This is a genomic window from Paenibacillus sp. FSL L8-0158, from assembly GCF_038592965.1.
Lineage (GTDB): Bacteria > Bacillota > Bacilli > Paenibacillales > Paenibacillaceae > Paenibacillus > Paenibacillus polymyxa_D.
In genome coordinates this window covers 5,283,114-5,309,005 of the sequence record NZ_CP151949.1, presented here as the reverse complement: position 1 = coordinate 5,309,005, position 25,892 = coordinate 5,283,114, and the positions used below count along the sequence as shown (strand labels likewise).

Here is a 25,892-nt window from a genome sequence, read left to right as displayed (position 1 = left end):
ATTGAATGATTACGTACCCCAAGGTGCGACAGAATCAAAGGAGGACAATGATTTGAAACGATTGCTATCCATGTTGCTGACGGTTGGTCTCATCATTGGCTTGGTGCCGGCGGCCCTGGTAGGTACGGCTCATGCTGCGACGGGAACTTATTTCATTTTTCCAAGCGAAAAATATGATGCGGATTCGGCCAGATCGGTGAACACCGACCGTATTACAGTTAACGGTACGATTAACGGAGTGAACGGAAGCACGATATCATATAGTGTATTCCAGCTCTCTAAAAATGGAACGACCCTTAATGTGGTGAATAAAAATGAGAGTCAAAAAGGCGGAATTACGGTCAGTGGCTCTACACTTCAAATTACAGACATCAAACTGTTTCCTGGTTTGAACCGAATTACATTCCAAAGTAGCCAAAACTCGGCTGAGATGAAGGATTCTATTTACGTAGAGTACCAGGATGGACCCAAGGTTTATGATCTGTCTGCTACGCTGAATGGTGAAACAGAGCAATTAGTAGAGAACCAGACAGCTGTGTTAACAGACGCTCGCAATAGCGGTACGGATGATGTTAAAGTGGTCATTCAAGGTACGGCGCCTAATGCCGGCAGTGTAACGCTTACGTCTGCAAAAAGCAGTAATACGTATACAGTTAACTCTTATACCGCTTATAAATTAACAGGTAGTGTGGTACTCAGTCCAGGTAAAAATATAGTGACTATTAAAGTGGGCAACGGAACGCAGGCCCTTACGGTTACGCGTGAAATTACAATATATACGGGTAAACCGGAATTCTCTGATTTGACCTTGAATAAGGATGGAAATGTGTCTGCTGATTTGACAACTTCACCAGACTTTACCGTATCGTCTACAAGTGGTGTGGTTTTAAAAGGTAATGTTTTGGTGCCAGGCGGTCCAACCGATCCAGGAGTTGCCACAATCAATGCACGTTTTACCGATGTGAGTAACAATGGTAGCGCTGTGGGTAGTGCGACTGGAGTTGATGCCACAATTGATACTGCAAATGTGGTTACATCAAATGGTTATAAAGTATATCCATTTCAGGTGACTGTACCTTCAGAAGCTGTTATTGATCATTTGACCAGGGCATCCCTGGGGATAACCTATACGGATAGTAGTACACCTCCAGCTCCATCAGCTGTTCAATTTACATTGCGTAGTAGTACTCAGCCGTACATTGATGATATTAACTATCTTCCTGATTTTAATAATCAATTGTTGAACAGAATTAAGGGAAGCGGGTCTGATCAAGCAGCTGCCATAGATGAAGCTCTGAAATTAACTGGAAGCTCTATGAAGAACAAGACTACAGATGCTCCATCTGTTCCTGTAGGTATGGAGTTCATCGTTGTTAACGGTGCACCTTCTTCAATTAGTGAACTTTCTGGTGTGTCAGTTCATACTGTAGGATCACCTCAAGATGTGATTCGGACAATCAATGGTAAGTCAACACAAGTGAAGAAAATCGTTGCTTATGTAGACACTTTGCCTAAAGAAGGGCAAAACGTACTGAATTTTTACCTGAATGGTGACTCGACCAAATTAATTAAAGCAACGGTGAATCTGTTGCAGGGTCCGTTCATGAAATACGATACGATTTATGATGGGCAACAAATTCCGTTGAATACATCCAGTTCAAACTTGAATACCTATAAATTGACTCAACTGGGCTACTTTAAGGGTAAATTGCTTGATGTGAGCAACGCAGCAGATATTCATTACACTGGAAGTAACCGAAATGTATTCCTGTATGTTAATAATGTATTGGTTGATCTGGATGGTTCAGGAGCGGACTTCAAGCTTGCTGCTTCCTCAGATACAGCCGCAGCCAATGCCTTGGCGAACGGGAATAATGAAATCAAGTTTGTATATAAGCCAGGTATTGAGTACAGCAATACGGTAAAAGTAAACTTTACACAGACGAATATTCCAGTAATTCCTGTTCCAAATACACAAGGAATCATCCCTTTTACACCAGTTAGCGGCTTGAGCAATACACCGAAATATAGCGAAATTGCTCCGAAATCAAAAGATGCTAATTTCACCAAAGTGGATGATACTAACTACAATACATCTCTGAAAAATATCAATGTATTTGGTACTTTCAGTATTGCCGATTTGGGTAAAGCAGATCAGGTGAGTGGTTCGTTAAGTGATATTGCCAATAAAGATCAATATATTTTGGAGATTAAGGGATCGGATGACAGTGAAGTTAACTGGACGCTGAGTAACGAGTTTTTCTCAGCAGAAGATGCTAAGACAACATACAATTCCGGTTCTACTACAGATAAATTTACTAATAAAGATTTAAAAGACCTGCTTGTGTACTACCATCCGGACAAAAAGTATTTCAGCTTTGTGTTGAAAAACCAAACTATTTCGCAAGATGGAACACCAGTAGCTTATAACATTACCTTGTACAATAGCGGCAAGAGCGGACCATTTGCTACTTTCCGACTGCAAGTATCAGGTCAATCTACATCTTTTGATATTTTGCGTCCGCTCCCTGAAAAGAGAATCGTGAATCAAAACTTTGTGCAAGTTGTTGTGAACGCAGGTAATGCAGATAGTGTTACAGTAGGTAAAGAAACAGCAGTTCAAGAAGGATTCGACTCTGATTATGATGGTACCGTTGATTACCCATCAACTTACAAAGCCATCGTTACAGGTCTAAAAGCCAACAAAGATAATAAAATTGACGTAGTGGTTACAGTAGGCAAAGAAAAACTGAAACAGACCATTACTGTTAAATATGTGCCTACAAATATTCCTGGCGAGCAGTACATGGAAGCGATGAAAACATCGCACAAAGTGTTCGATGGTAATCTTACACTTGCTTTTGCGAAGGGAACGAGTCTAATTCGCCGGGATTACGATCAACCACAGCAATTCAAAAACCAAGTTTTCTCTGGCCATACTTTGTACTTTGCGATAGCAAATAGCGAAGATGGTGTGGTAGACCGTCATGAATTTGAAACTGAAAAAGCATTGTCCGATATGCAGAGCTTGATTGCAGACGGAAGTAGATACTTCAACCGGGATTTCCCAAGTCGTTTTACCAAGTCCAGTCCAGTATTCTGGATTGACCCAGGTACCGCAGATGATATCAAAACGGATGCTTACGATCCGGTGACATATGGTGCTGATCCTTATCAATTGGCTAACAAGTCGCAAAATGACAGCAGCAAGATCAAAAACTTCTACTGGCGTGACCCATCTAACGAGTTAGTACCTTCCAAGCGTGCTACATTGACGCTGACGTATGATAGCAGTATTGCTCAGGATGCAGGGAAACAAATGTCGGTATTCTATTTTGATTCTGATCTTAAAGACTGGCAGAACATTGGTGGTGTGGTGGATCCGAAGAAACACACCATTAAAGTACCGTTTGATCGTTTCGGTTACTATGTAGTTGCTAAAGTTGGAGAAACGTATAGTGATGTCATTAAGCACAAATACGCCAGAGATTACATCGAAGCCATTTTGGCTAAAGGTGTCATGAACCCAATGGATCCAATTAATAGCTTTGGACCTGACAGCTACATTAAAAGAGGCGAATTTACGTCTATGATCGTCAAAGGTCTGCAAATTCCGCTTAATTTCAGCGGAGCGAAGCATTTTGACGACGTGTCTATTCCAAATACGATATCAGCAGATGCGCTCTATGATTATCGTTATATTGAAACAGCTGCACGCGCCGGTATTGTCAAAGGTTCACAACCAAGAATCTTTATGCCGGAAGATGTAATTACACGTCAAGATGCAGCAGTCATTATCGCTAAGGCATTGAATTTGAAGCTTGAAACAGATCATGACAAGATCATGAAGAATCTGTCTAAGACCTTTAAAGATGCGGACAAAATTGATTACTATGCACAGGCATCTGTATTGGCTATTGCTAAGAAAGGCTTTATTACGGGTTCACCTGTTGATGCAAGCGATCTGAAAAAAGGATATATGTTTAATCCTACTTCCCTGACCTTGCGTGGAGATGCAGCCATTATTGTAGCTAAAGTTATGGCTGATAAAAAGCTGCTTCCTAAAATCTAATCAACAAAACACCTGAAATGATTAAACATCCCTCCATGCGAAATGGTAATTCCCTTTCATATACATGAGAGGGATGTTTTTTATAAATCAGCTATTTGACTGGGATTAAGGGCCTATGCCATAATATCAATGAGGTAAAAACTTTGGAATAGCCTTACAACGTTTTTTATTTTGGATTTAGCTTAAACGTCTGTAATTAATTGCTTTTTTTTAAGCTTTTATCTCAAAATGTGTTTATTATTTTTTTATATGTTTTTTTTGCACATTTATCTGAAACTTTACGCCTATTTCATCGTAGTAGTGGATGTGTGTGCTTAAATATTACATAGAGAAGTGAGTGGGGAGTGATGAGATGTCTCAGTTTTCAATACGCCGTCCTGTAACAGTATTTATGTTAATTATTGCTTTGTTAATCGGGGGCGGTATTTTTGCGTTAAGACTTCCTGTAGAGCAAATGCCGGATATGAAGCTGCCATTCGCTGCAGTGGTGACTAGTATTCCAAATGCAACGCCTACAGAAGTTGAGGAATTGGTTACTAAACCTATTGAGAAAAGTCTGGCTTCTATTGAGAACGTGGACACAATCATGTCCGAGTCTTCAGAAGGAACATCTATGGTCATGATTCAATTTAACTGGGGAGTAGATATCAATCAAGCAACCCTCGACATGCGAGATAAAGTTGATGGGGTTAAAGGGTCTCTTCCCAAGGCGGCTAATTCGCCGCGTGTCCTTAAGGTGGATCTCAACGCAACGCCGGTTATTACGCTCTCTCTTACAGGAGACCAGGATATTAACAAGTTGAAGCCTATTGCTGAAGATATTATTGAGCCGCGGCTTGAAAGAATTGCGGGAGTAGCTGCAGCCAACATGTCAGGTGGGCAAGCTCGGCTTGTGAAGATTACTGTAGACCAAGCCAAGCTTCAAAGCTATGGCATTACGCTAGATCAAATTAACCAGGCGCTATCGTCTAATAACGTAGCGGGTTCTGCTGGTTCGGTGTACCGAGGCAATACAGAAATCCAACTTCGGGTTCAAGGTGAATACAAAGCTGTTTCAGAAATGGGTGAAACGCCAATTCCAGTAGGGAAGGGAAGCATTAAGCTAAAGGACATCGCGACAGTTGAAGATTCCTTGGATGATGTTACAACCATTTCTACCTATAACGGAAAGCCAAGTATCAATATTTCTGTTACTAAAGCCACAGGGGGGAATACCCTTTCAATCGCCAATTCTGTGAAGGATAGTTTAGATTCGATACGGAAGGAATTGCCTCCGGGAACTCAATTGGAGATGGTAACAGATGCATCCAAACCCATTAGCGACTCCGTACACTCATTAGTAGAGCATGCTATATTGGGACTTATTATCGCAGCTATTGTGTTGCTGTTATTTTTGAATAGTATACGTTCTACCATTATTGCTACTATCGTTATTCCAATTTCCTTCGTAGCTACGTTTATGATGATGTATTTCACCGGACAAACCATTAATATTATTTCACTGAGCGGTTTGCTTCTGGGGTTAGGATCCTTTGTCGATTTTGCGGTTGTTATTATTGAGAATATTTTTAGACAGCGACATGAAGGGAAAAGCATGCTACAAGGGGCTATTGATGGCTCCAAGCAGGTGGGTAATGCCGTTATGGCATCTGCACTTGCGCAGATCGTAGTATTTTTACCAGTTGTTTTTGTTGACGGAATTGCGGGAGTTCTATTTAAACCGTTGGCGTTAACAGTTATTTTCTCTCACATTGCAGCCTTGCTTGTATCCCTTATGATTGTGCCGATGCTAGGATCACGTTGGCTACCTACCGTGCCAGATGAATCCATTTATTCTTCAGGTACTTATAAGGGTGTTAACCCTATTGTGTGGTTTAATATTGGCTTCGAGAAATTTAAGAGTGGGTATCGCCGTATACTGAAGTGGGGAATTAACCATAGAAAATCTGTGTTAATTATTACTTTATTAATGTTTGTGGCAGCTGGGGCTTTAGTTCCTTTTGTTAAGGCTGAATTTATCCCAGCATCCGATACTGGGGAATTCACAATTAACGTGAAACTTCCTAATGGAACGGTCTTGGAAGAAACGGAAAAGGTTGTTCAAGATATAGAAAAAGAAATTTTGAAAGTTCCGGATCTAGATAAAATGACAGTGACTGTTGGTTCTGGTGGCAATTCTGGTTATTCAGGGGCAGCTCCAACCAACTCAGCAGATCTAAGTGTAACACTGAAGGATGGACATCAGCCAACAGATGGTGTAGTTGAGGGCCTTCGTAAGAAATTTGATAGCATTCCGGATGCAGAGATTACAATGGCGTCTACAACAGGCCTTTCAAGCGGAGCGGCTGTTAATATTAACTTAAAAGGTGACGATATTGACGTCCTGAGAGAACTCTCGGACAATCTCGTTGCAGATGTGAAAAAGATACCGGGTACCGTCAATGTGAAAAGTAGCTTGAGTGCGGTTCGTGAAGAATATGAGATTACTGTTAATAGGGAGCTTGCGAGTCGATATGGCTTATCAGCGACTCAAATCTTATCTGCAGTGAATACTTCTTTTAATGGGTCAGTCGCCACAAGCTATCGTACAGGCGAAGATCAGATTGATGTGAAGATATCGTTACCAGAGCAAAACCGCCATGATTTGTCAAATCTAAAAGCCTTACGGATTACCACTCCACAAGGTATTGATGTACCTTTGTCTTCCGTAGTAAGTATTGATAAACGGACTGTACCCGATACTGTTACTCGTGAAGACCAAACGCGTCAAGTGCAGATTACAGCTGATATTGACGGAACAGGAGATATTCTAACCGTCAAACAGAAAATAGATGCTCTTTTGAAGAGTACTCACTTCCCAGAAGGCTACAGTGCAGATACGGGTGGCGGGCAAACTGAACAAATGATGGAGTCTTTTATAAACTTAGGGATAGCTATTCTGCTATCTGTAGTTCTGATTTATATGGTTATGGCAGGACAGTTTGAATCTCTGCTCACACCGTTTGTTATTATGTTTTCCGTTCCACCTACGGTAATTGGTGTGCTTATCGGTTTATCTGTAACCGGGGCGAGTCTCAGCGTTTCAGCTTTGACGGGTTACATCATGCTCGTCGGTTTGGTCGTCAACAATGCCATAGTTATGATTGACTTTATAATTCAGCTCCGAAAAGACGGCCAAGATCGGGATGAAGCTATTATTCATGGAGCGTCTGAGCGGTTGCGTCCGATTTTGATGACCACGCTGGCTACTGTACTAGCTTTGCTCCCAATGGCATTCGCTACAGGAGAGGGTAACGAAACACAAGCACCGATGGCAGTTGTTGTTGTATTCGGGTTATCCTTCGCAGCTGTTATTACATTGATTCTTATTCCGGTAGTCTACGTCATCATGGATAATATGATACAAAAACGTAAGAATCGGAAATTAAAAAGACAAGCGAAGAGAGAATTAAAAAAAGAAGCGAAACTACAAAAAAGCGTTCATATATAAGGTGAGGTGGAGAAACATAATGAATAAAAAAAGTGCTCTGATTGCTACAACTTTGCTTTTATCAGTTGCATTAGCGGGTTGCGGTGGGGGAGAGGCCCCTGCCGCACCGACTACGGCGCAGCAAGCCATTCCAGTTCAAGTAGCAAAAGTGGCTAAAGGTAGTATTAACGATTCAACAGGTATTATTGGAAGCTTTGCTCCCAAAGAGACAGCTCAGGTGTCTCCGAAAATTAGTGGTAAAATTCAAAGTATTAACCTTACAGTGGGCCAAAAAGTAAATAAAGGCGACACGTTGTTTACTATAGACCAAAAGGACTTGCAGGACTCGATTAAGCAATCCCAGGAGTCTTACCAGGTTGCCCTGGCCAATTTAAAACAAGCAGAGTCAGGTGCAGCGCAATCGGTACAGCAGGCAGAATCCAGTGTGGATCAAGCCAAAAGTGCGCTTGTCCAGCAAGACAACACCATCACCCAAGCTCAGACCAGTCTGGTCGATGCTCAGAGTTCCGTGCGTGATGCTCAAAATACGCTCAACCGCAACCAACAGTTGTTTAGTGCGGGCGCTCTATCTCAATCTGAGTTAGAGCAGTCTCAAATAGCGCATAGAAGGGCTTTAACTGCAGTGGAGAATGCACAGATCACACTTCACAATGCACAAACGTCCAAGCAAAGTGCGCAAACAACATATAGCAATGCTCAAAAATCATTACGTCTTGCCCAACAGAAAACGGGCATTGACGTAGCGCGTGCTTCTGTCAATCAAGCTAAGTCCAGTTTAGACACAGCGCGTAGCCAACTGGTGGATACTGTGGTCAAAGCACCGATTTCCGGTACGATATCGGTAGTAACAGGAACCCAGGGGCAAATGGTTAGTGCACAATCTGCGGTTGCTACAATAGCGAATACTAACCCTATTATTGCTAAAGTTAACGTTTCTGAATCTGAGCTTCTTAAGATGCAGGTGGGTTCATCTGTGACTGTAGGCGTGGACTCGTTAAATAAGCGAATTGAGGCCAAAGTATCGGCTGTCAATCCGGTAATGGATAATGATCTGAAGGCATATCCTGTCGAGATATCAGTTCCTAATGGTTCTGGCGAATTAAAATCAGGGATGGTTGTAACTGTATACATGAAATCAGAAGCTCCTAAAAATATTTTGGTATCGCAGGATGCCATTACGGAGCAGGCAGGGAAAAAGTATGCTTATGTAGTGGAAGGAACAGTGGCTAAGCGGGTAGAGGTGCAGACAGGTCAGGAAAGTGCCAAACAGGTTGAGGTAACCAAGGGGCTTACTGAAGGACAAAATGTTGTCGTTAAGGGTGTTAGTCTGCTTACGGATGGCGCGAAGGTTAATGTAGTGAAGTAATTTGTCTTGGTTATATTTACGGTAAATCACTGTTACTCCGTCATTCCTACTACTTAAAGTGTATTAGAGTATTAGATTTCAAGGGAATCTATAGACTTTATGTACTTTATATTCTATGGATAATTCTTAACGAATATACTCCATTAAAGACCGACTTAATTGTACGAAAATAATCCTTGTACATTTAAGGTTGATAAGGTAAAAGTTGTAGGATGACGGAGGAACAGGTTCAATAGTATAATTATGACTGTGGAAAGCGGAATACATAATTCAAAAAAAATAAAATTTTTTTTTGAAACAGACGCAACTTTTTGAACCCATGCTACGTCTAATTGGGTGAGTATGAAACAAAGGGGTACAAAAGCGTAAAGACAAAATTCGCTAAAAAAAATCTTTACTGCATTGTTATCACATTGTATAATACTGGAGTACGTCATAAATGGACGCTTTCTTTCAACTAGATTCCAAGCTTCTGTGATATTGTCACAGATATCATTTTATAAGGGTTCTCATAAAGCTCGGAAAGGAGGTGTAACGACTGATGAGTGACAAGATCCGACAAAAAGACAAAAATAATATTTCTGGTTATATTCAAGGAGGAGAAAAAAAGGTTATGACAAAGTTTAATAAAAAAATGATCAACGTGCTGGCAACAGCAACATTGGTTGCTGGTGTTGCAGCTCCAATCGCAGCATTGACTGCACCAACTGCAATCCATGCAGCTTCTAGCTATACTGTACTTAACACTCCAAGTATTAGCGGTGGAGCGCAAGATGGTGTTCAACTGGGTAGAGTTCGCGTAAGTATCAGCCAAGCGTCTCTTAACTCTGGTGGTAGCTTGACTGTATCTTTACCTAAAGGTTTTAAACTTGCCGCTAAGGGAAATGGTACTGTTGGTAAATCTAATAAAAATGAATCTGTAAGTGATGCAACTTATGGTACTACAGTTTATGTTCAACAAAATGATAATGATGGAAAAAATGGTCATAATGATCCAGTAGGTTATGAAGTTGAAAAAGTAGGTTCTTCCGACAATACATTCAAAGTAATCTTTAGTGGCACTAATGACGCTGATGACCTTGATGTATACTTCAATTTCAACTTTATTAATGCTACAGGCCCTAGTAATGGTCCTATAAAAGTTGCTTTTGACGCTGCTGCGAACAGTGGTTTGACTAGTAGTGAAGTTACTGTTGGTAATGTAGTTTCTTCCGGTCAAGTAGGTCTGTCGGCTGTTGATACTGAGTCTAAAACAGATAATTTCAAATTTAGACTGAAAGTTAAAGAACAAACAGCAGGCGCTTTGGATACCAATAACAACATTAAGTTGAAACTGCCAAGTGGTTTTAAATGGTCAGGTAAAGGCGACGCTGCTGTTCTGTTTGGTGATCTGAAAGCTGGAGATGTTGAAGTAACTGGTTATGATAATAACAATGATACTCTCACAATCTCTTTAAAGAACAAGACAAAACAGCAAAGCTCTTTTGACCTTCCGTTGAACTTTGAAGTTGACGACGAGAACAGCGCAAAAGATGGGGATGTAGTAGTTAATGTTACTGGTAATACAACTACTGATGTAAGCACTTTGGTAGTAGGTACTTATGGTGAAATTGGCGGTGGAGTATCTGTTGCTAAAACCACAGATATTATCGCTGGGCACGATGAGCAAAAAATTGGTGACATTGCTATTAAAGAAACAGTTGCGGGATCCTTTGTCGGAGATCGCACAGTAACTCTTCGTCTTCCTGAAGGTGCTCGTTGGCAGTCTGCATTTGAAGGCAAAACTGGTGCAAATGAATTTGTAGGATCTCGCGAGTACACTAACGGTCTGAGCAATGTAGATGTTAGCTATAGCGATTCCGACAAACGTACGTTGAAATTGAAATTCAATAATAGTGGTAGTCAAAATTCTTCCGATCCAGGTACATTGACATTGAAAAATGTAGAAGTTGCTACTCAACCTGGATTCTCCGGTGACCTGAATGTAGAAGTAGCTGGTAGCCAAGGTTTGACTGGTACAGTTAAAGTTGCAACAGTTAAAAAAGCAGTAACTTTGGCTGCTGCGACAAAACCTACCTTGACAATTGGTTTGGGTGATCAACAAATCGGTGATATCACAATCACTGAAGCAGCACGTGAAGCTCTGACTAAATCCAAAAACAGCAGCGGTCAAGTGGTTTTGGAATTGCCAACAGGTGTACGTTTTGCTTCCACTCCAGAAGTGAAAGTTACTTCCGGTGATGTGAAAATTAAGAGCGTATCTACTGATACTTACGGCGATACAAACAAAGGTCGTCTGAGCTTCTATGTGGATAGCGAAAGCGCAACTCCAAGTACAATTACAATTTCTGCTCCTAAATTGGTTGTAGATCGTACTGTAGCACAAGGTGATATTGTTGCTAAACTGAAAGGTGAAGCTGCATCTTACACTGCTTACAAAGGTAATGCTACAGTTACTCAAAACTGGAGAGACAACAACACTGCTGCTGATGAAGTAGCAATTGCAACTGTTGGTACTCCAGCTCCAGGTGCTACTAGTACTAAAGCTGTCTTCACACTGGGAAGCACTTCTTATACTGTCAATGGCCAAACTAAAACAGCTGATGTAGCTGCTTATGCTGAAAACGGACGCACTTACTTGCCAGTACGTTATGCAGCTGAAGCTTTGGGTGTATCCCCACAAAACATCCTGTTTGACAAAGCAACTTCTACAGTTACCCTGATTAAAGGTGATCGCGTTGCTCAAATCAAACTGAACACTAACCTGTTGACTATTAACGGTTCTGTAGTTCGTATGGACGTTAAAGCTGTAACTAACAAAAACCGTACTGTACTGCCTATCTTCTGGGTGAGCAGAGCGTTGGATGCATCCATCAACTATGATGCAACTGCTAAAACAGTAACTGTTGAAAACAACAACTAATTTAAGAGCAACTCTTTTGAGTTAACTGAATTAGATGAGAAGAGGGTTCCTTTTGGAGCCCTTTTCTTTTATTAGTCTTATTGACAAAGGAGAGAAATTATGAAACGTTTTGGAGTGGCAGTACTGTCCACATTGGTTCTTTCTTCTGCGTTCGCCAGTCTTGCAGGAGCTCAACCAGGTGATATAAAGGTTATTATTAACGGTGTAACTCAGCAATATACCCAGTCCCCGGTTGTTAGTCAAAATACAACCTTGGTGCCTCTGCGTGGAGTCTTCGAAAGCTTGGGTGCGAAAGTCGATTGGAACAGCAAAGCTAAAAAAGTGACAGCATCTAAAAATGACGATACGTTAACTTTAAATGTTGGTTCTAAGCTTGCTTATAAAAATAGTAATCCTGTACAACTCGATGCAGCAACTCAAATTCAAAAGGGTCAAGTACTCGTTCCTTTACGTTTTGTGAGCCAATCATTAGGCGCCAAAGTAAATTGGGATCAGGCTACACGAACAGTGACCATTTCCAACCAAGCTAATGGCAGTACTACTGACGACCAAACCAATAGTTTATCCAGTAAGCCTCTCGCAACTCCTGTGACCCAAGTTACTTATGATACCTACTATAATGATTCTTTGACCTATGATGATGCAGTTAAACTGGCTATTGCTGATAGCACCACAATTAAAACAGTAGAAACGAATATTGATCAGACAAGAAAAATTATGCAAGAAACAGGCAAGAATATTGACTACGTACCTTTGGAGGCAGGTGTTGAAGCTTCTGATAAAGCTTACAAAGGTTATGCCCAAACGAACCTTAATTATGAGACAGCTAAAAAAAACCTGGAAATGACTAAAGAAGGTATCGAATACAATGTGAAGGATCTTTATAACAAGCTTCTTCAAAAGCAAAATGCCGTTAAGTTGGCTGCTTTGAATATTGAAGATGCAGAGCGCAAGCTCAAAGTTGCACAAATTAAGAGAGATAACCAAATGTCGAGTGACTATGAAGTCACCCAAGCAACGAATCTGGTAACTCAAAACCAAGCATCTTTAGACAAGGCAAAAAAAGATTTGGATAGTGCTTTTTTAGCCTTGAACCAAGTAATTGGCTACAAACCAGAGCAGCGTTACGAATTGAAAGATAAGCCTGTTTATTCAGAATTTAAAAGTAATGTAGAGACTACAGTAAGCCAAGTACTTACTAGTAGTACTGCCATTTGGTTAAGTGAGCAAAAGGTAGATTTGGCTGAGTTAAGCTTGAAGCTTTACAACTTTAGCACTCCTGGAAACACGCCTTATGAAGCTGAGCAGCTCAATGTAGAGAAAGCTCAACTTGCTACAGAGGGAACAAAGAGACAACTCGAAGAGGCAGTAAGAAATGCCTATAACACTATTAAAGGCTTAGAGAGTCAGTACTCACAGATTCAGGCTGGTTTGGTGAGCGCAAGAAGTGCTGCTGATATGGCTAAAAAGCAATTTGATGTTGGATTGGCTACAGAGCTTCAGGTTTACGAGGCTAATTTGAAAGTTACTACTGCTAAACAACAAGCCGAAGACATAGTTACAAGCATTGATACATTGAAGATGGCTTATGAAAAACCTTGGGTTTTACAAGGTGCAGCTTCTGGAGGAGGCGCGCAATAATTTATGCATAACCTATACTTGTTATAACCTGCAGTAGGAGGATTTCATGAAATCATGCTATAAAGTATCGCTGGCTGCTGTTTTACTTGGAGGAGGAATTGTGGCTGGCTCTTTGATGAACAATTCAGTAAATGGAGCCTCCAGTTCTGGACAACCTGGTACAGCTGATGATCCAGTCGTAACCAAAAGCTATGTTGACCAAAAAATTGCCCAGGCAATCAAAGGTGGAGTACCCGCAAGTAGTACGAGTAGTAAAACGACTAGTTCGACTGCTCCAGCGACAAACGCTACCTCTAACACAACTGTGTCAGGAACTTCTAGTGCAGGAAAAACTTCCACACCAGAGCAGACAGAGGCTTTAAAGGTTGTTGATGTAAAGCCAGGTCAAAAACTGATTGCCAAAGCAGGCTCGGAATTTATTTTACGTAATGGTTATGCTGTTGTGTATAGTATGGATGCCAGTGGGGCTATTGATATTACTTCTGGAACGGAAATTGTTCATAATCAGGCTGTCGAAAAAAATCATTTATTATCGTTTCCTAGAGAAGGAAGAGGTATTCAAGTAAAAGAAGGCCAGAAGTTTGGTCTGGTCGTTATGATACGAGGCGGTTATACTGTTCAGTAAACTGTTTTGTATAATAAGCTGCTTTCGGCGGCTCTTTTTCTTAAATACTGTTTGGGATAGCAAATTGTTCTTGGCTAAGTTGAACCTAATCGCTGCACACTAACCCCATGAAAGACAATACGTTTAGTGGAGGGTGTATACGATGGCGTCAAGAGGTCAGAGACGATTAATTCCCGAAAGTCGTGCCAGGTTAGATGATTTGAAGTATGAAATCGCTGCTGAGTTTGGGCTACCTGTTTATAATCCCCAATATACACATATACAACCTAAGGCTGACAGTGAATTTGCTGCAGAATTCGGGGAGTTTGCGGGGGGCGGGAATGTAGCATGGCGTGATTTAACTTCAAGACAGAACGGTTCGGTTGGTGGTGAAATTACTAAGCGACTGATACAATCTGCTGAACGTAGCTTATCTGAATATGGTACATTGTAAGTTGCAATAATTTCTACAGTTTTTGAACATATAGTAGCGTAAAATCTGGGGTAATTTACATGTGAATCATAAATGGTTTGCATGTAGACTTACCCTAATTTCGAATGTTGTCATTGGGTGACATGAATTGACACCTTGTTTTAAATAGGATATCATGGCATTTGAGGCTTGTACGCAACCTTTTCCTACCGGAGAAGGTTCATTTTTTATTAATCAGGTGTAACAAGATACCTCCCGCCATTTGATGGCTTGAAGGTATCTGAATAATGCCATTACCATGTCAGGATTTTTTTGTTAAATCCTCATGTATTTTAATTGTGGGAGGTTGAAATTCATGTCTGTAAAAGGCCGTCATTTGTTCACGTCCGAGTCTGTAACAGAAGGCCATCCGGATAAAATCTGTGATCAGATATCCGATGCTGTATTGGACGCCTTTCTGGCTAATGACCCTAATGCACGGGTAGCATGTGAAGTATCGGTAGCTACTGGTCTCGTTCTCGTCATTGGTGAAATCAGTTCCAAATCGGAATACGTGGATATTCCATCCATTGTACGTAATACAATTAAGGAAATTGGCTATACACGTGCGAAATACGGTTTCGACTATAATACTTGCGCTGTATTGACTTCTTTGAATGAACAGTCGCCGGACATCGCTCAAGGGGTTAATGCTGCCTTGGAAAGCCGTGATCCTGCTGAAGTAGATAAAGAAACGGAAAACATTGGGGCTGGAGATCAAGGATTGATGTTTGGTTTTGCTACGAACGAGACACCTGAGCTGATGCCTTTGCCTATCGCTATGTCTCACCGTATTGCACGGCGTTTGTCTGAAGTACGTAAGGATGGAACACTGAATTACCTTCGTCCAGACGGTAAAACCCAAGTAACGGTAGAGTATGAAAATGGTAAACCAGTTCGTATTGATGCTATTGTAGTTTCTACGCAGCATGCGGAGGATACTACTTTGGAGCAAATTCAAGCAGACATCAAAGAAAAGGTTATTTTGCCAGTTGTTCCTGCCGAATTACTGGATGAGCAAACCAAGTATTACATTAATCCGACAGGACGCTTTGTTATCGGTGGTCCTCAAGGGGATGCAGGTCTGACAGGCCGTAAAATTATTGTGGATACGTATGGTGGTTATGCACGTCATGGTGGGGGAGCCTTCTCGGGTAAAGATCCGACCAAAGTGGACCGTTCCGCTGCTTACGCTGCTCGTTATGTAGCGAAAAACCTCGTAGCAGCTGGATTGGCAGACAAAGTGGAAATTCAGCTTGCTTATGCCATCGGTGTAGCTACGCCTGTTTCGATTAACGTCGATACATACGGTACGGGTAAAGTAAGTGATGAGAAGCTGGTTGAATTGATCCGAAATAACTTTGATCTGCGCCCAACAGGCATCATTCGTATGTTGGATCTGCGTCGTCCAATTTATAAGCAAACTGCTGCTTACGGACACTTTGGGCGTACAGATTTGGATGTACCATGGGAGAGCGTAGATAAAGCTGAAATTTTGAAAGAACAAGCGGGGCTGTAATTCCTCGTATGTTATCAAAATAAAAGCAATAACCCAAAAAGACTGTTTCATGCTTTGCATGAACAGTCTTTTTGGGTTGTATTTCGCTGTTAAGTACGAATTTGCTCTGATGCTCCGAATGTTGAGTGACTACTCGGATATCGGTGCATGGTCTAATAAATTTTTAAGTAAACGACAAACCTTTTGCAGTTCCTTGTATTGCTCCAAATACGCAAAAAGGGCTTTCAGGAGGCCTTTCTGAGGGTTCGATTTCAGAGCCTCTTCCTTTAAATGAGCGTAGATTTGCTGACACTCCTGTTTCTCCTCTGAACTCCAAGAAGACAGCAGTATACTGTCTTCCAAAGAGTGAAGAAGGCTGTTAATTTGACGGCCTTGATCAAAGGGATTACTTAGAGCACTTTCGGGTAACCAGCCTTGCTTGCTCCAGAACAAATGTGGAGCTGAATCAGCATTGTTCAGACTGGTTGCCAAGGAACTGGATAAGAAGATAATAAACTGTGTTAGATGTTCAATCGTTTCATCATTCATGCGATCGGCAAAGAAGCGAATATATTCAAACACAATGCTCTTAAGTACAAAGGTCATGTCCCATGCATGATCTTCAATGCTCGGTCCAAAAATATCAATCAGGCAGTCGCGAACCCATTTGTACAATTTATATTCATGATTCTCGAATGCGTAATTGAGTTGTTCATTCTGAAAAATAAGCATGGATGGTTCAGGAAGATCCATCATGAGATACACTTTGTTTTCAACGAGATTTTTCAAGTAAAGTACAATAAAACCATGTAGTTTATCGTGCTTAGAAAGATCAGGTTTACTGTAGAGAGCCCGGATGTCTTGTTCAATGTTATTTTCCAGAATGATACACATCTCTAGAGGGAGTTCTTCTTTTCCTTGAAAATATTTATAGAAGGATGCCTTCGCCATCCCACTTTCTTTGGCAATTTCTTCAACAGATGTTGAATAATAGCCTTTTCTGGAGAACAGCCGAATGGCCGCCTGTAAAATATCATTTTTTTTACTTTCCATACTTACTTCCCCCTAGGGACCGACCAACTCGACAGCATGCGAATTCACTTCATACATCACAAAGGTTGGTCACGTGTGATAACTGTGTGCTGCTGTCTTTTGAGTTGACGGCGCATCTTGTACTTGGCCATGATCATATACAAGGACGGCACGACAAACAAGGTTAACAAGGTCGAGAATAACAAACCGAAAATGACAGTAAACGCCAGTGGCTTAAAGAGCAGGCTTCCCAATAGGGCTAACGGAATCATACCTACAATGGCTGCCAGTGAAGTCAATAGAATGGGTCTGAAGCGGGCAGTAGCTGCTTGTATCACGGCTTCCTTTAGCTCCATTCCTTCATGCCGAGCGTCCTCGATAAATTCAATTAAGACAATACCGTTTCGTACAACAATACCTGCGAGTGCAATAATTCCCATGATACTCATAAAACCGATAGGCATACCCGTTAAGAAAATACCAATAATGCCGCCGGCTGCTGCCAGGTATACGGTCGTCATAATAATAATAGGAATAGACAGGGAATAAAACTGCATGGTGATCAGTAGTAAAATAAGCAGGACTACAACGATTGCCAGCTTCCCTAAATCCGCAAAAATGGTGGACTGATCGGATGTTTCGCCACCCACCTCCCATTTATAGCCTTCAGGGAATTTCATTTGTGCCAGTTTGCTCTCTACATCCGTCATCGCTTCGCTTGCAGTTCGTCCGTTTAAGTCGGCTTCTACCGTAATCGTCCGCTCCATATTGTAATGCTTGATTTGCTGAATAGCAAATGAAGGCTTAATCTGTACAAGCTGGTTTAACGGAATCTGTGCACCGGCTGAATTGACTACGCTTAATTGTTGGAAAAGCGCACTAGGCTCCTCGTTGCCATGATTCAAGTACAATTTAATATCCACCAGATCATTTCCTGTATCAAATTGGCTAACTTTAGCCCCTTCCTTTAATAAAAGCAGGGTACGAGTCAGATCTGTATAGCTTACCAGGTACTGATCCATGGCTTGCTTGTTAACCTGCAAATCCAGTGCATACCTTTCAATTCCTATATCATCCACGATACCGGTTGTACCCTCTACTGTGGCAATCTGCTCTTTTACTTTTTGGGCAAGACTTTGCAGCTGATTCAGGTTCTGACCTGAAATCCGAATAGCGACTGGCTTACCCACCGGGACTCCCAGACGGGGAATATACGTCGTAACTGTAGCTTCTGGATAGGACTTCTTAACATGCTTTTCCCAAGCATCAACCGTTGTATTGAGATCAAAAATATCCTTCTTACCAATGACTGCCACTTGGCCGACAGTCTCATCATATCTAATATTTCCACCCGAGCTACTAATATCACTAAATAGTTGCGGTCCGGTTCCTCCGGCGCTATAGACGACCTCGGAGGTTTCGGGTTGTTTCTTTATCCAGCCTGCAATGTCTTTGACAACCTGGTCTGTTTGGATCACAGAGGTGCCTATAGGCATTTTTATATTTAATGCGACATGAGGGTCCTCTGACTCGGGAAAGAGCTCAACAGAAGTAAAGGGAACCAATCCATAAGCGGCTGTTCCAAGCATGAGTCCTACCATTGCAGTCAGCAGGGGACGCTTAATGACTTTGGGCATTAGCTTTTGTGAGTATAGCTTGTTTAAAGACTGAATCTGCTGACCCAACAAGCCTGCAGGTTTAGCTTTACCTCTAGGTTGACGAGTCTGCCTGCGTTTCTCATACCATTCTCGGAAAATTGGGATGATGGTGAGTGACATAACCATAGAGGCAAGCATAGTCAAAGAAACAATAGCGGGAATGGGCTTGATGAATGCACCTACATTTCCGGGCAGAAACAACAGTGGAGCAAAGGCCGAAATGGTAGCCAGTGTAGCAATCAAAATAGAAAGCATCACCTCTTTGGTACCCTTTACAGCTGCATCTGTGGCCGATTCCCCCAATTCCGTAAGTCTCCGCTCTATATTATCATTGACCACTACGGCGTCATCGACGAGTATACCAAGTACAATGATCAGACCGACAACGGAAATCTGATTGAGTGTAATACCGAACATTGGCAAAAAGATAATAGCAATCGCAACCGAAATCGGAATTGCCAATGCGACAAAAGCAGAAGTAAGCAAATTCAAACCCAACATACAAACAAGGATAACAGCCACAATGGCAAGAATCGTTTCACGCTGTAAGTCCGCAAAGATATGATCCACCTGATCCTTTTGTGCAAAAAGAGTTTCAAGGCGAACCCCTTCCGGAAGTGTTTTCTCCAGCTCCTTGAGCTTGGCATTGACTTTTTCACTCATAGGCGGGACGTCTGTACCCTTTTCTGCTCCAATGCTTAGCGTAATAGCTGGCTTACCCCCTACATAGGCAAAATATTCTGCTTGGGGGTGTGAAAGCTCCGTTGTAGCGACATCTCGCAAATAAACAGGAGCCCCTGCCTCTGTACGTGTCAGAATAGCCTGATTTAATTCTTCGGCTTTTTGGGTTTCACGGACAATGAGCTGAAAGGTACGTCCGTTGTATTCAATATCACCGGTAGGGACACGATCAATTTGTGACTGGACTGCTTGTGCGACCTGCCCCCATGACAGATGGTACTGCTGAAGCTTTTGATTGTCGATTTGGACGCGCACTTCCTGGTCAGGAAGGCCATTGAACTTGACACTTGATACACCTGATAAGGTATTGAGCTGATCCTTCCACGTTGTGATCAAATCATTTAGTTTATACAAAGGTGCAGGAGAGTCAGCGACCAGAGCATAGGAGCCGATAAACGAGCTGGTTAGCTTGTCATTCACAACAGGTACTTCAGCACCTTCGGGAAGATCAGCTTGCGCATCCTGTACTTTTTTACGCATATTATCCCAGACGGTTTGAGGATCAACTCCATTTTTGGATTCAATTAAAATAGAGGAGAATCCGTTACCAGAAGTCGAGCTAATCGTTTTAACACCTTCAACTTCCTTAATGCGCTTTTCCAATTCCTTGGTTACGGTTTGTTCTACTTTTTGTGGTGAAGCACCAGCGTAGACGGTTGTTACCGTAGCATTCTGTATGGTGACATCCGGCATTTCCTGCTTCGGTAATTGGAAAAATCCAAAAGCTCCGACTAAAATAAGCATAACAAAAAAAAGTAACGTGATTTTTCTTTTTTTTACGAAATATTCAATCATGGGCGGCCGCCTTCTTCCGCTTTAATCGCATTGCCATCAAATAGATTTTCTGCCCCTTTAATGACAATACGCTCGCCTTCACGAAGGCCGGATACGATTTGTAATTGATTTTCTATAACCTGATCGCTAAGCTTTACAGGTGTTTTAACAGCTTTTCCTTTAATATCTTTGAAGATAAAAGGCTCAGTTCCTGTGTTGATGACTGCTTCAGCGGGAACGAGAATGCCGTTCTTGTCTGTCACCTGTTGAGCAGCTTTAATGACCTGGCCGGGTAACCAGTCTCGCTGTGGATTGTTTATAACAATTTCTACGTTAACCCTTCCTGTATCGGTGCTGGTTGAAGGATAGACGTTAGACACCGTGCCTTGACGAGTTTCTTCATAGAGCACCACTTTCACTTGTTGTCCCTTTTTCCAATCCTTAATTTCACTGTCTGGTACAGGAAGCAGCACTTTGAGACGGTCGATGGAGCCTATGCGATAGACGGCTTGGCCTGAAGCGACCAAGTCACCTGTATTCACGCTCTTGCTTAAAATAACACCGTTCACAGGAGAAATTAGACGGGTGCGTGAAAGTGCAAGTTCTGCCTGTCCCTTGGCAACAAGGGCTTTTTCGTAGTTGGCATGAGCTTGTTTTTTGGAAGCCGCAGCCTGCTCACTGGCAGCAAGGGCTTTGCTTTTACCTGCAAGCGCATCTTGAAAGGAAGCCTGGGCGGATTGATGATCTTCGGCTGTGGCTCCTTCTAGCAAAAGGGACAGGGATTCCTTGGCTTGCTCCAGATCTTTCAGGGTTGCAGTAGCATTCAGGCGAGCATTCTCATTATCCGATGCGGTAGCAGCGCCTGCCTCAAACAGCTTTTGGGTTCGCTCGCTATCCGTCTTGGCTTTATTATAGGCGCTCTGTGCCTTATCTACAGTGGCTTGCGCTTGCTGTTTCTCTTGAGTGCGTGCACCTTTATTGACCTTGTTAACATTCGCGCTAGCTCCTGTAATGCCAGCATCGGCAGATTGAATCGCAGAGCTAGCAGCCTGTAAATTAGCCTGTGCGTTATCAATACCAGCCTGTGCCTCCAAGATGGAGGCTGTCGCCTGTGCCACCTGAAGCTTGTAGTCAGCGTCATCCAAACTAGCAATCACGGTGCCCTTTTGTACAGCGGTGCCGACAGCGAGATATGCACTGGCTACGGTGCCTCCATTTTGAAAAGCCAGTGTGTTTTCCTCATAAGCCTGAAGAGTGCCAGACAAGTTATAGGCAGTATGGAGCGGTGAGGATTTGACAATTGTGGTACGCACAAAGGTAGGCTGTGCGGCTGAGCTTAGAGCAGCATCTTCCTTCCCGGTAGAACATCCGGCGATGGCAATGCTTAAGGATAGGGCAAGTATGACAAGGGCCCGTTGTTTATTCATGATTATCAATCCTCCTGATAAGTTACAAAAAATTAGGTTTGAACTAATCAGTATTATTTGAACTAATTAGTTCAAGTGTATTATAGTGCGCTAATATTGCTTTCGTCAATTCACCGTTTTAGATTTTATGAATTAGTTGACGGGATTTTCGTAACTTTTGCCTATATAATAAGTCTATTAACATAAGAGGATTTTTTTGTTTATTGGTAGAGTACATGCGCGGAACAAAACCGTTTAAATACATTGAAGATGGGAGCTATTATCCAAATGTTTTTAAGTAATAAGAGACAGAGTGAAGTGAAAGTAAATGGCAGAGGAATCGCTAAAAGATGGGTCGTGTTAACACTGGCAGGTGTATTATGGGTCGGTCCGGTTGCTGGAACTGGGGCCCTAATTCCCTTAAATGGTTGGATGTCTGCTCCAATCGCAAGTGCAGCCTCTGGTTCGACCGTAAAATTGGGCGAAGAGATCATTACTTCGGGTGCAACATTATTGAAATATCGTTTTAAAGGCTCCAAAGGAACAGCGCTGGCTGATATCATTCGAGTGGACTTGCAAAATCCGTACGTTAAGCTGGATGTCATGACGGGGAAGAATGGACAGTTTACGACCCGTCAGAGCACAGGCGGCATGGCAAAAGAGACCGGAGCGGTTGCTGGTGTGAACGGGGATTATTTTAATACCTCCAGCGAGGGAGCACCGATCGGTGGACAAGTATCCAAGGGTGTGTTGATGTCTACTCCATCTGATTTAACGGGCATGTATGCCTTTGCTGTAACCAAGGATGGTTCTCCGATGGTGGAGCAGTTTACTTTTGAAGGTACAGTGAAAGCTGGAGATGGGTCGTCCTTCTCTTTGGCGGGAATGAACAAGGCTTCGTATTCCCCTGAGACGAGTGGGAGCAGCTATAGTCACTCTAATGCTATGTATATTTATACATCTGCTTGGAAAGCAATTGAGCGGCCCAAAAACAGTTCGACAACGCCCACCGAGATCTTGGTACAAAATGGTGTAGTTACACAAGTCTCCGACAATGCTACGTTGAATATGACCGTTCCGCAGGATGGCTATATTTTACGTACTCATGGTAAAGCCGCTGAATATGCCAAAGCGCATCTGACCGTGGGACAGACGGTAGAAACAAGCTATCACCTTCGTGTTAAATCGACAGGGAGTGAAGTTGATCCTTCTAACCTTCAGATGATGATTGGTGGACATACCATATTAGTAAATGACGGTCAGAAAACCTCTTTTTCTCGGAGCACAACAAGCATAGGCGGGACGCGTGCGCGTACAGCTCTGGGGTATTCTCGTGACAAGCGTTACGCTTATGTCATTGCTGTTGAGAAGAATGGGAACAGCGTTGGTGTATCCTTGAGCGAGCTGCAAACGCTGATGAGAGATATTGGCGTCTGGAAGGGAATGAACCTTGATGGGGGTGGCTCTACCACCATGGTGACACGTGATTTGGGAGATACGACAGCAGGGCTTACATTCAATACAGAATATGGTACAGAGCAACGTAGTATTGTGAATGGAGTTGGGGTATATACCAATGCTCCTAAAGGAACGCTCAAAGGTTTCACCATCAAGGGCAATAAAACACTGCTGATTGGACAAACCGGAAGCTATTCCTTCAAAGGGTATGACAATTACTACAATCCATTTGATACCTCGAAAGTACAAGTGACGTGGAAATCCAGCAATTCAGCTGTTGTGTCAGTGAGCGACGGCGTTGTAAAGGGAGCTAAACCAGGAACGGCTACTTTAACGGCATCCAGTGGCTCAGCCAGCGCCACAACCAAGGTCACTGTGCTTGGAGCAGATGAAATTTCATCTCTCACCGCAGGAAGTGGAACTGGCTCGCTTACCGCTGGAGCTAAAATCGCTGTACCGGTAACGGCAAAGACGAAAGATGGACAGAGTGTCAGCATTACATCAGATGCACTCAAATGGGAGTTCATCGGCTTTAAGGGAAGTGTCAAGGACAATCAGCTTACAGTAAATACGGTGGATGCAGGCGTGAAAACGGGCTATGCCATCGGTCGCTATGATGGTTTCAGCGCTGTCGTCTTCTTGTCTGCTGGCGGAGCAAGTACAAATAACTGGGAGAACTTCGAAAATGCTTCGTATCCGGTTGATTTTACTTCGAATGTGGAAGGTGTTACCGGCACAGTGGCTGTTGTACAAGGAGATGGCGACCATGCCAATTCCAAAGTGCTGGAACTGAACTACGATATGACAAATGGCAGTGGTAAAATGTATGCTTACGCCCAATTGAACGGCACGTCCGGGAAAACGCTTGAACAGACGGCTACTTCCATCTCAATTGATGTCAGAGGGGATAAGAGTCTGAACTGGCTGCGTGCGGAGCTAGAGGATGCCCAAGGCAAAACAGCATATATTGATCTCGCTAAAGTGATCGACTGGAACGGTTGGAAAACCATTAATGCAGATATGAGCGGTTTGAATATTTCGTATCCAGCGAAGCTGAAACGTCTTTATGTGGTCAATGTGGCGGAAGGTCAGGACGAGCGTGCTAAAACAGGCAATGTTGCTTTTGATAATATTTCTTTTAATACACCGGGAACGGTCGGCACAGAAGGACTTAAAAAGGGAACAGCTCAAATGACGATCGGACAAAAATCAATGACAGTAAACGGAACACCTACAACAATTGATGCAGCTCCGATGACTCGCGATGGTTCAACGTATGTTCCGATTAAGTATGTGCTGGACGCATTTGGCGGACAAGCCAAATGGAATGCGGGCGATCAACGGATCACCGTTATGCGCGGTGGTGTGCTGATGGATTTGACCGTAGGGAAAAAAGAAGTTGTTCTGAACGGGAAGCGTCAAAGCGCTGATGTTGCACCGGTTGTGCTAGGGGGTAGGACTTTAGTCCCGTTAAGACTCGTGTCTGAGCAGTTAGGAATGACTGTAAAATGGGAACAAGAAACGAAGACCATCACCCTTCAATCATGATATGGTATGATATATACTTGAAATGCTAGGATTGGAGTAGAACATTTGTGGACTTTCAAGCCGATATCATAGACCGAGTCATTAAAAATGCCATCCAGGTGATGGAGAACAGCAAATATCAGATGTTCGAAATATTGGACACGGCCCGTACCGAGCTGGTCACGTTAAATCAGGAGCTCCAGAGTGTCTTGAAGGAAACAGCAGAAACGATCGAAAAGGTGGACCAGCTGGAAATGAACTATCGGCGGTCCCGCATTCGGTTGACTGAGGTTAGCCGTGACTTCGTTCGCTATTCGGAAGAGGATATCAAGCAGGCTTATGAGAAGGCAACACAGCTACAACTCGATGTGATGATTTTCCGCGAGAAGGAAATGTATCTCAAAGCCAGAAGGGATGATCTTCAAAAGCGGGCCAAAAGTGTCGAGGCTTCTGTCGAGCGCGCCGAAACCATCGGTTCGCAGATGGGAGTCGTGCTGGAATATTTGTCGGGCGAATTGGGACAAGTGACGCGGATCATCGAATCGGCTAAAAACCGGCAGTTTATTGGTCTGAAAATTATTTTGGCTCAGGAAGAGGAGCGTAAACGCATATCCCGTGAAATTCACGATGGACCTGCGCAGCTCCTTGCGCATCTAGTGCTTAGGACGGAAATTGTGGAAAGAATGATCGCCAAGCAGGAATTTAAGATGGTTCAGGACGAAATAGTAGACTTGAAGAAACAGGTTCGCTCCAGTCTTGAGGAAATGCGAAAGGTCATTTTCAATTTGCGTCCTATGGCCCTGGATGACCTGGGACTTATTCCGACGCTCCGGAAATATGTGCAGGATTTTGAAGAAAAAACGAAGATTAGATCGCTTTTTGAAACAAGGGGCAAGGAACACCGTCTCTCTTCCGCGATGGAAGCAGCCATTTACCGTCTGATCCAGGAAGCTTTGACCAATGCTGCCAAGCATGCTTATCCTACCTATGTGCTTGTTGAGATTACCTATCAGGCGCAGCTTGTAAAAATCGTGGTGCAGGATAATGGTTTGGGCTTCAAGCCAGAGCTTTTTCAGCAAAAAAGCAAAGATCATGGGCATTTTGGTCTGATTGGTATGCGGGAAAGGGTTGAACTGCTCGAGGGGAGAATGGAGATCGAATCAGCTGAGAATCAAGGCACCAAGATAGTGATTCATATCCCAACCAACGTGGAAAAGGGAAAGGAGTAAC

General features: G+C 42.8%; 13 protein-coding genes. 10 read left to right on the top strand and 3 right to left on the bottom strand.

Annotation, left to right across the window (positions count from 1 at the left end; genetic code table 11):
• Window positions 1–52 precede the first annotated feature (52 nt).
• The 8 genes from NSQ68_RS23435 to metK all read left to right on the top strand — a co-directional run bounded on the left by NSQ68_RS23435 (window position 53) and on the right by metK (window position 16,087).
• The gene (locus NSQ68_RS23435; RefSeq protein ID WP_342427323.1) at window positions 53–4,072 is read left to right on the top strand and encodes an S-layer homology domain-containing protein; all 4,020 of its coding nucleotides are present in this window, start codon (window positions 53–55) and stop codon (window positions 4,070–4,072) included.
• Between the two features lie 352 nt (window positions 4,073–4,424).
• A complete protein-coding gene (locus tag NSQ68_RS23430) occupies window positions 4,425–7,562 on the top strand; it encodes an efflux RND transporter permease subunit (protein WP_342427322.1) in 3,138 nt (1,045 codons plus the stop codon).
• A 19-nt stretch (window positions 7,563–7,581) separates the two neighbouring features.
• A complete protein-coding gene (locus NSQ68_RS23425; RefSeq protein WP_342427321.1) occupies window positions 7,582–8,928 on the top strand; it encodes an efflux RND transporter periplasmic adaptor subunit in 1,347 nt (448 codons plus the stop codon).
• A gap of 541 nt (window positions 8,929–9,469) precedes the next feature.
• Window positions 9,470–11,851: a copper amine oxidase N-terminal domain-containing protein gene (locus tag NSQ68_RS23420; RefSeq protein WP_190298120.1), complete on the top strand. Its 2,382-nt coding sequence runs from the start codon at window positions 9,470–9,472 to the stop codon at window positions 11,849–11,851.
• A 99-nt stretch (window positions 11,852–11,950) separates the two neighbouring features.
• Entirely contained in the window at window positions 11,951–13,492 is a 1,542-nt protein-coding gene (locus tag NSQ68_RS23415; protein ID WP_250240588.1) for a stalk domain-containing protein, read from the top strand.
• Between the two features lie 46 nt (window positions 13,493–13,538).
• Complete coding sequence (locus tag NSQ68_RS23410; protein ID WP_342427320.1) at window positions 13,539–14,117, top strand: hypothetical protein; 579 nt, start codon at window positions 13,539–13,541, stop codon at window positions 14,115–14,117.
• 142 nt (window positions 14,118–14,259) lie between these two features.
• On the top strand, window positions 14,260–14,550 hold the full coding sequence (locus NSQ68_RS23405) for an alpha/beta-type small acid-soluble spore protein (protein ID WP_342427319.1): 291 nt from the start codon (window positions 14,260–14,262) through the stop codon (window positions 14,548–14,550).
• A gap of 334 nt (window positions 14,551–14,884) precedes the next feature.
• A complete protein-coding gene (gene metK, locus NSQ68_RS23400; RefSeq protein ID WP_013312298.1) occupies window positions 14,885–16,087 on the top strand; it encodes a methionine adenosyltransferase in 1,203 nt (400 codons plus the stop codon).
• A gap of 129 nt (window positions 16,088–16,216) precedes the next feature.
• On the opposite strand, the gene NSQ68_RS23395 is transcribed toward metK, so the two are convergent.
• From NSQ68_RS23395 to NSQ68_RS23385, 3 genes are read right to left on the bottom strand one after another with little or no spacing between them, the layout of a single operon-like run.
• On the bottom strand, window positions 16,217–17,119 hold the full coding sequence (locus NSQ68_RS23395; RefSeq protein WP_071643323.1) for a TetR/AcrR family transcriptional regulator: 903 nt from the start codon (window positions 17,117–17,119) through the stop codon (window positions 16,217–16,219).
• Between the two features lie 56 nt (window positions 17,120–17,175).
• Entirely contained in the window at window positions 17,176–20,292 is a 3,117-nt protein-coding gene (locus NSQ68_RS23390) for an efflux RND transporter permease subunit (protein ID WP_342427318.1), read from the bottom strand.
• The gene (locus tag NSQ68_RS23385) at window positions 20,289–21,698 is read right to left on the bottom strand and encodes an efflux RND transporter periplasmic adaptor subunit (RefSeq protein ID WP_342427317.1); all 1,410 of its coding nucleotides are present in this window, start codon (window positions 21,696–21,698) and stop codon (window positions 20,289–20,291) included. The genes NSQ68_RS23390 and NSQ68_RS23385 overlap by 4 nt, the downstream gene beginning before the upstream one ends.
• Before the next feature lie 267 nt (window positions 21,699–21,965).
• Between NSQ68_RS23385 and NSQ68_RS23380 the strand changes: the two genes are divergently transcribed.
• Both NSQ68_RS23380 and NSQ68_RS23375 read left to right on the top strand, forming a co-directional pair.
• Window positions 21,966–24,683 (top strand): stalk domain-containing protein, encoded by a 2,718-nt coding sequence (locus NSQ68_RS23380; protein ID WP_342427316.1) that lies wholly within the window; start codon window positions 21,966–21,968, stop codon window positions 24,681–24,683.
• A 47-nt stretch (window positions 24,684–24,730) separates the two neighbouring features.
• On the top strand, window positions 24,731–25,891 hold the full coding sequence (locus NSQ68_RS23375) for a sensor histidine kinase (RefSeq protein ID WP_013312293.1): 1,161 nt from the start codon (window positions 24,731–24,733) through the stop codon (window positions 25,889–25,891).
• Window position 25,892: the final 1 nt, after the last annotated feature.

Bases quoted from the DNA above. Each gene is read 5' to 3' on its own strand.
- NSQ68_RS23430 (WP_342427322.1), top strand. From the start codon at position 4,425: ATGTCTCAGTTTTCAATACGCCGTCCTGTAACAGTATTTATGTTAATT.
- NSQ68_RS23425 (WP_342427321.1), top strand. From the start codon at position 7,582: ATGAATAAAAAAAGTGCTCTGATTGCTACAACTTTGCTTTTATCAGTT.
- NSQ68_RS23420 (WP_190298120.1), top strand. From the start codon at position 9,470: ATGAGTGACAAGATCCGACAAAAAGACAAAAATAATATTTCTGGTTAT.
- NSQ68_RS23415 (WP_250240588.1), top strand. From the start codon at position 11,951: ATGAAACGTTTTGGAGTGGCAGTACTGTCCACATTGGTTCTTTCTTCT.
- NSQ68_RS23410 (WP_342427320.1), top strand. From the start codon at position 13,539: ATGAAATCATGCTATAAAGTATCGCTGGCTGCTGTTTTACTTGGAGGA.
- NSQ68_RS23405 (WP_342427319.1), top strand. From the start codon at position 14,260: ATGGCGTCAAGAGGTCAGAGACGATTAATTCCCGAAAGTCGTGCCAGG.
- metK (WP_013312298.1), top strand. From the start codon at position 14,885: ATGTCTGTAAAAGGCCGTCATTTGTTCACGTCCGAGTCTGTAACAGAA.
- NSQ68_RS23395 (WP_071643323.1), bottom strand. From the start codon at position 17,119: ATGGAAAGTAAAAAAAATGATATTTTACAGGCGGCCATTCGGCTGTTC.
- NSQ68_RS23390 (WP_342427318.1), bottom strand. From the start codon at position 20,292: ATGATTGAATATTTCGTAAAAAAAAGAAAAATCACGTTACTTTTTTTT.
- NSQ68_RS23385 (WP_342427317.1), bottom strand. From the start codon at position 21,698: ATGAATAAACAACGGGCCCTTGTCATACTTGCCCTATCCTTAAGCATT.
- NSQ68_RS23380 (WP_342427316.1), top strand. From the start codon at position 21,966: ATGTTTTTAAGTAATAAGAGACAGAGTGAAGTGAAAGTAAATGGCAGA.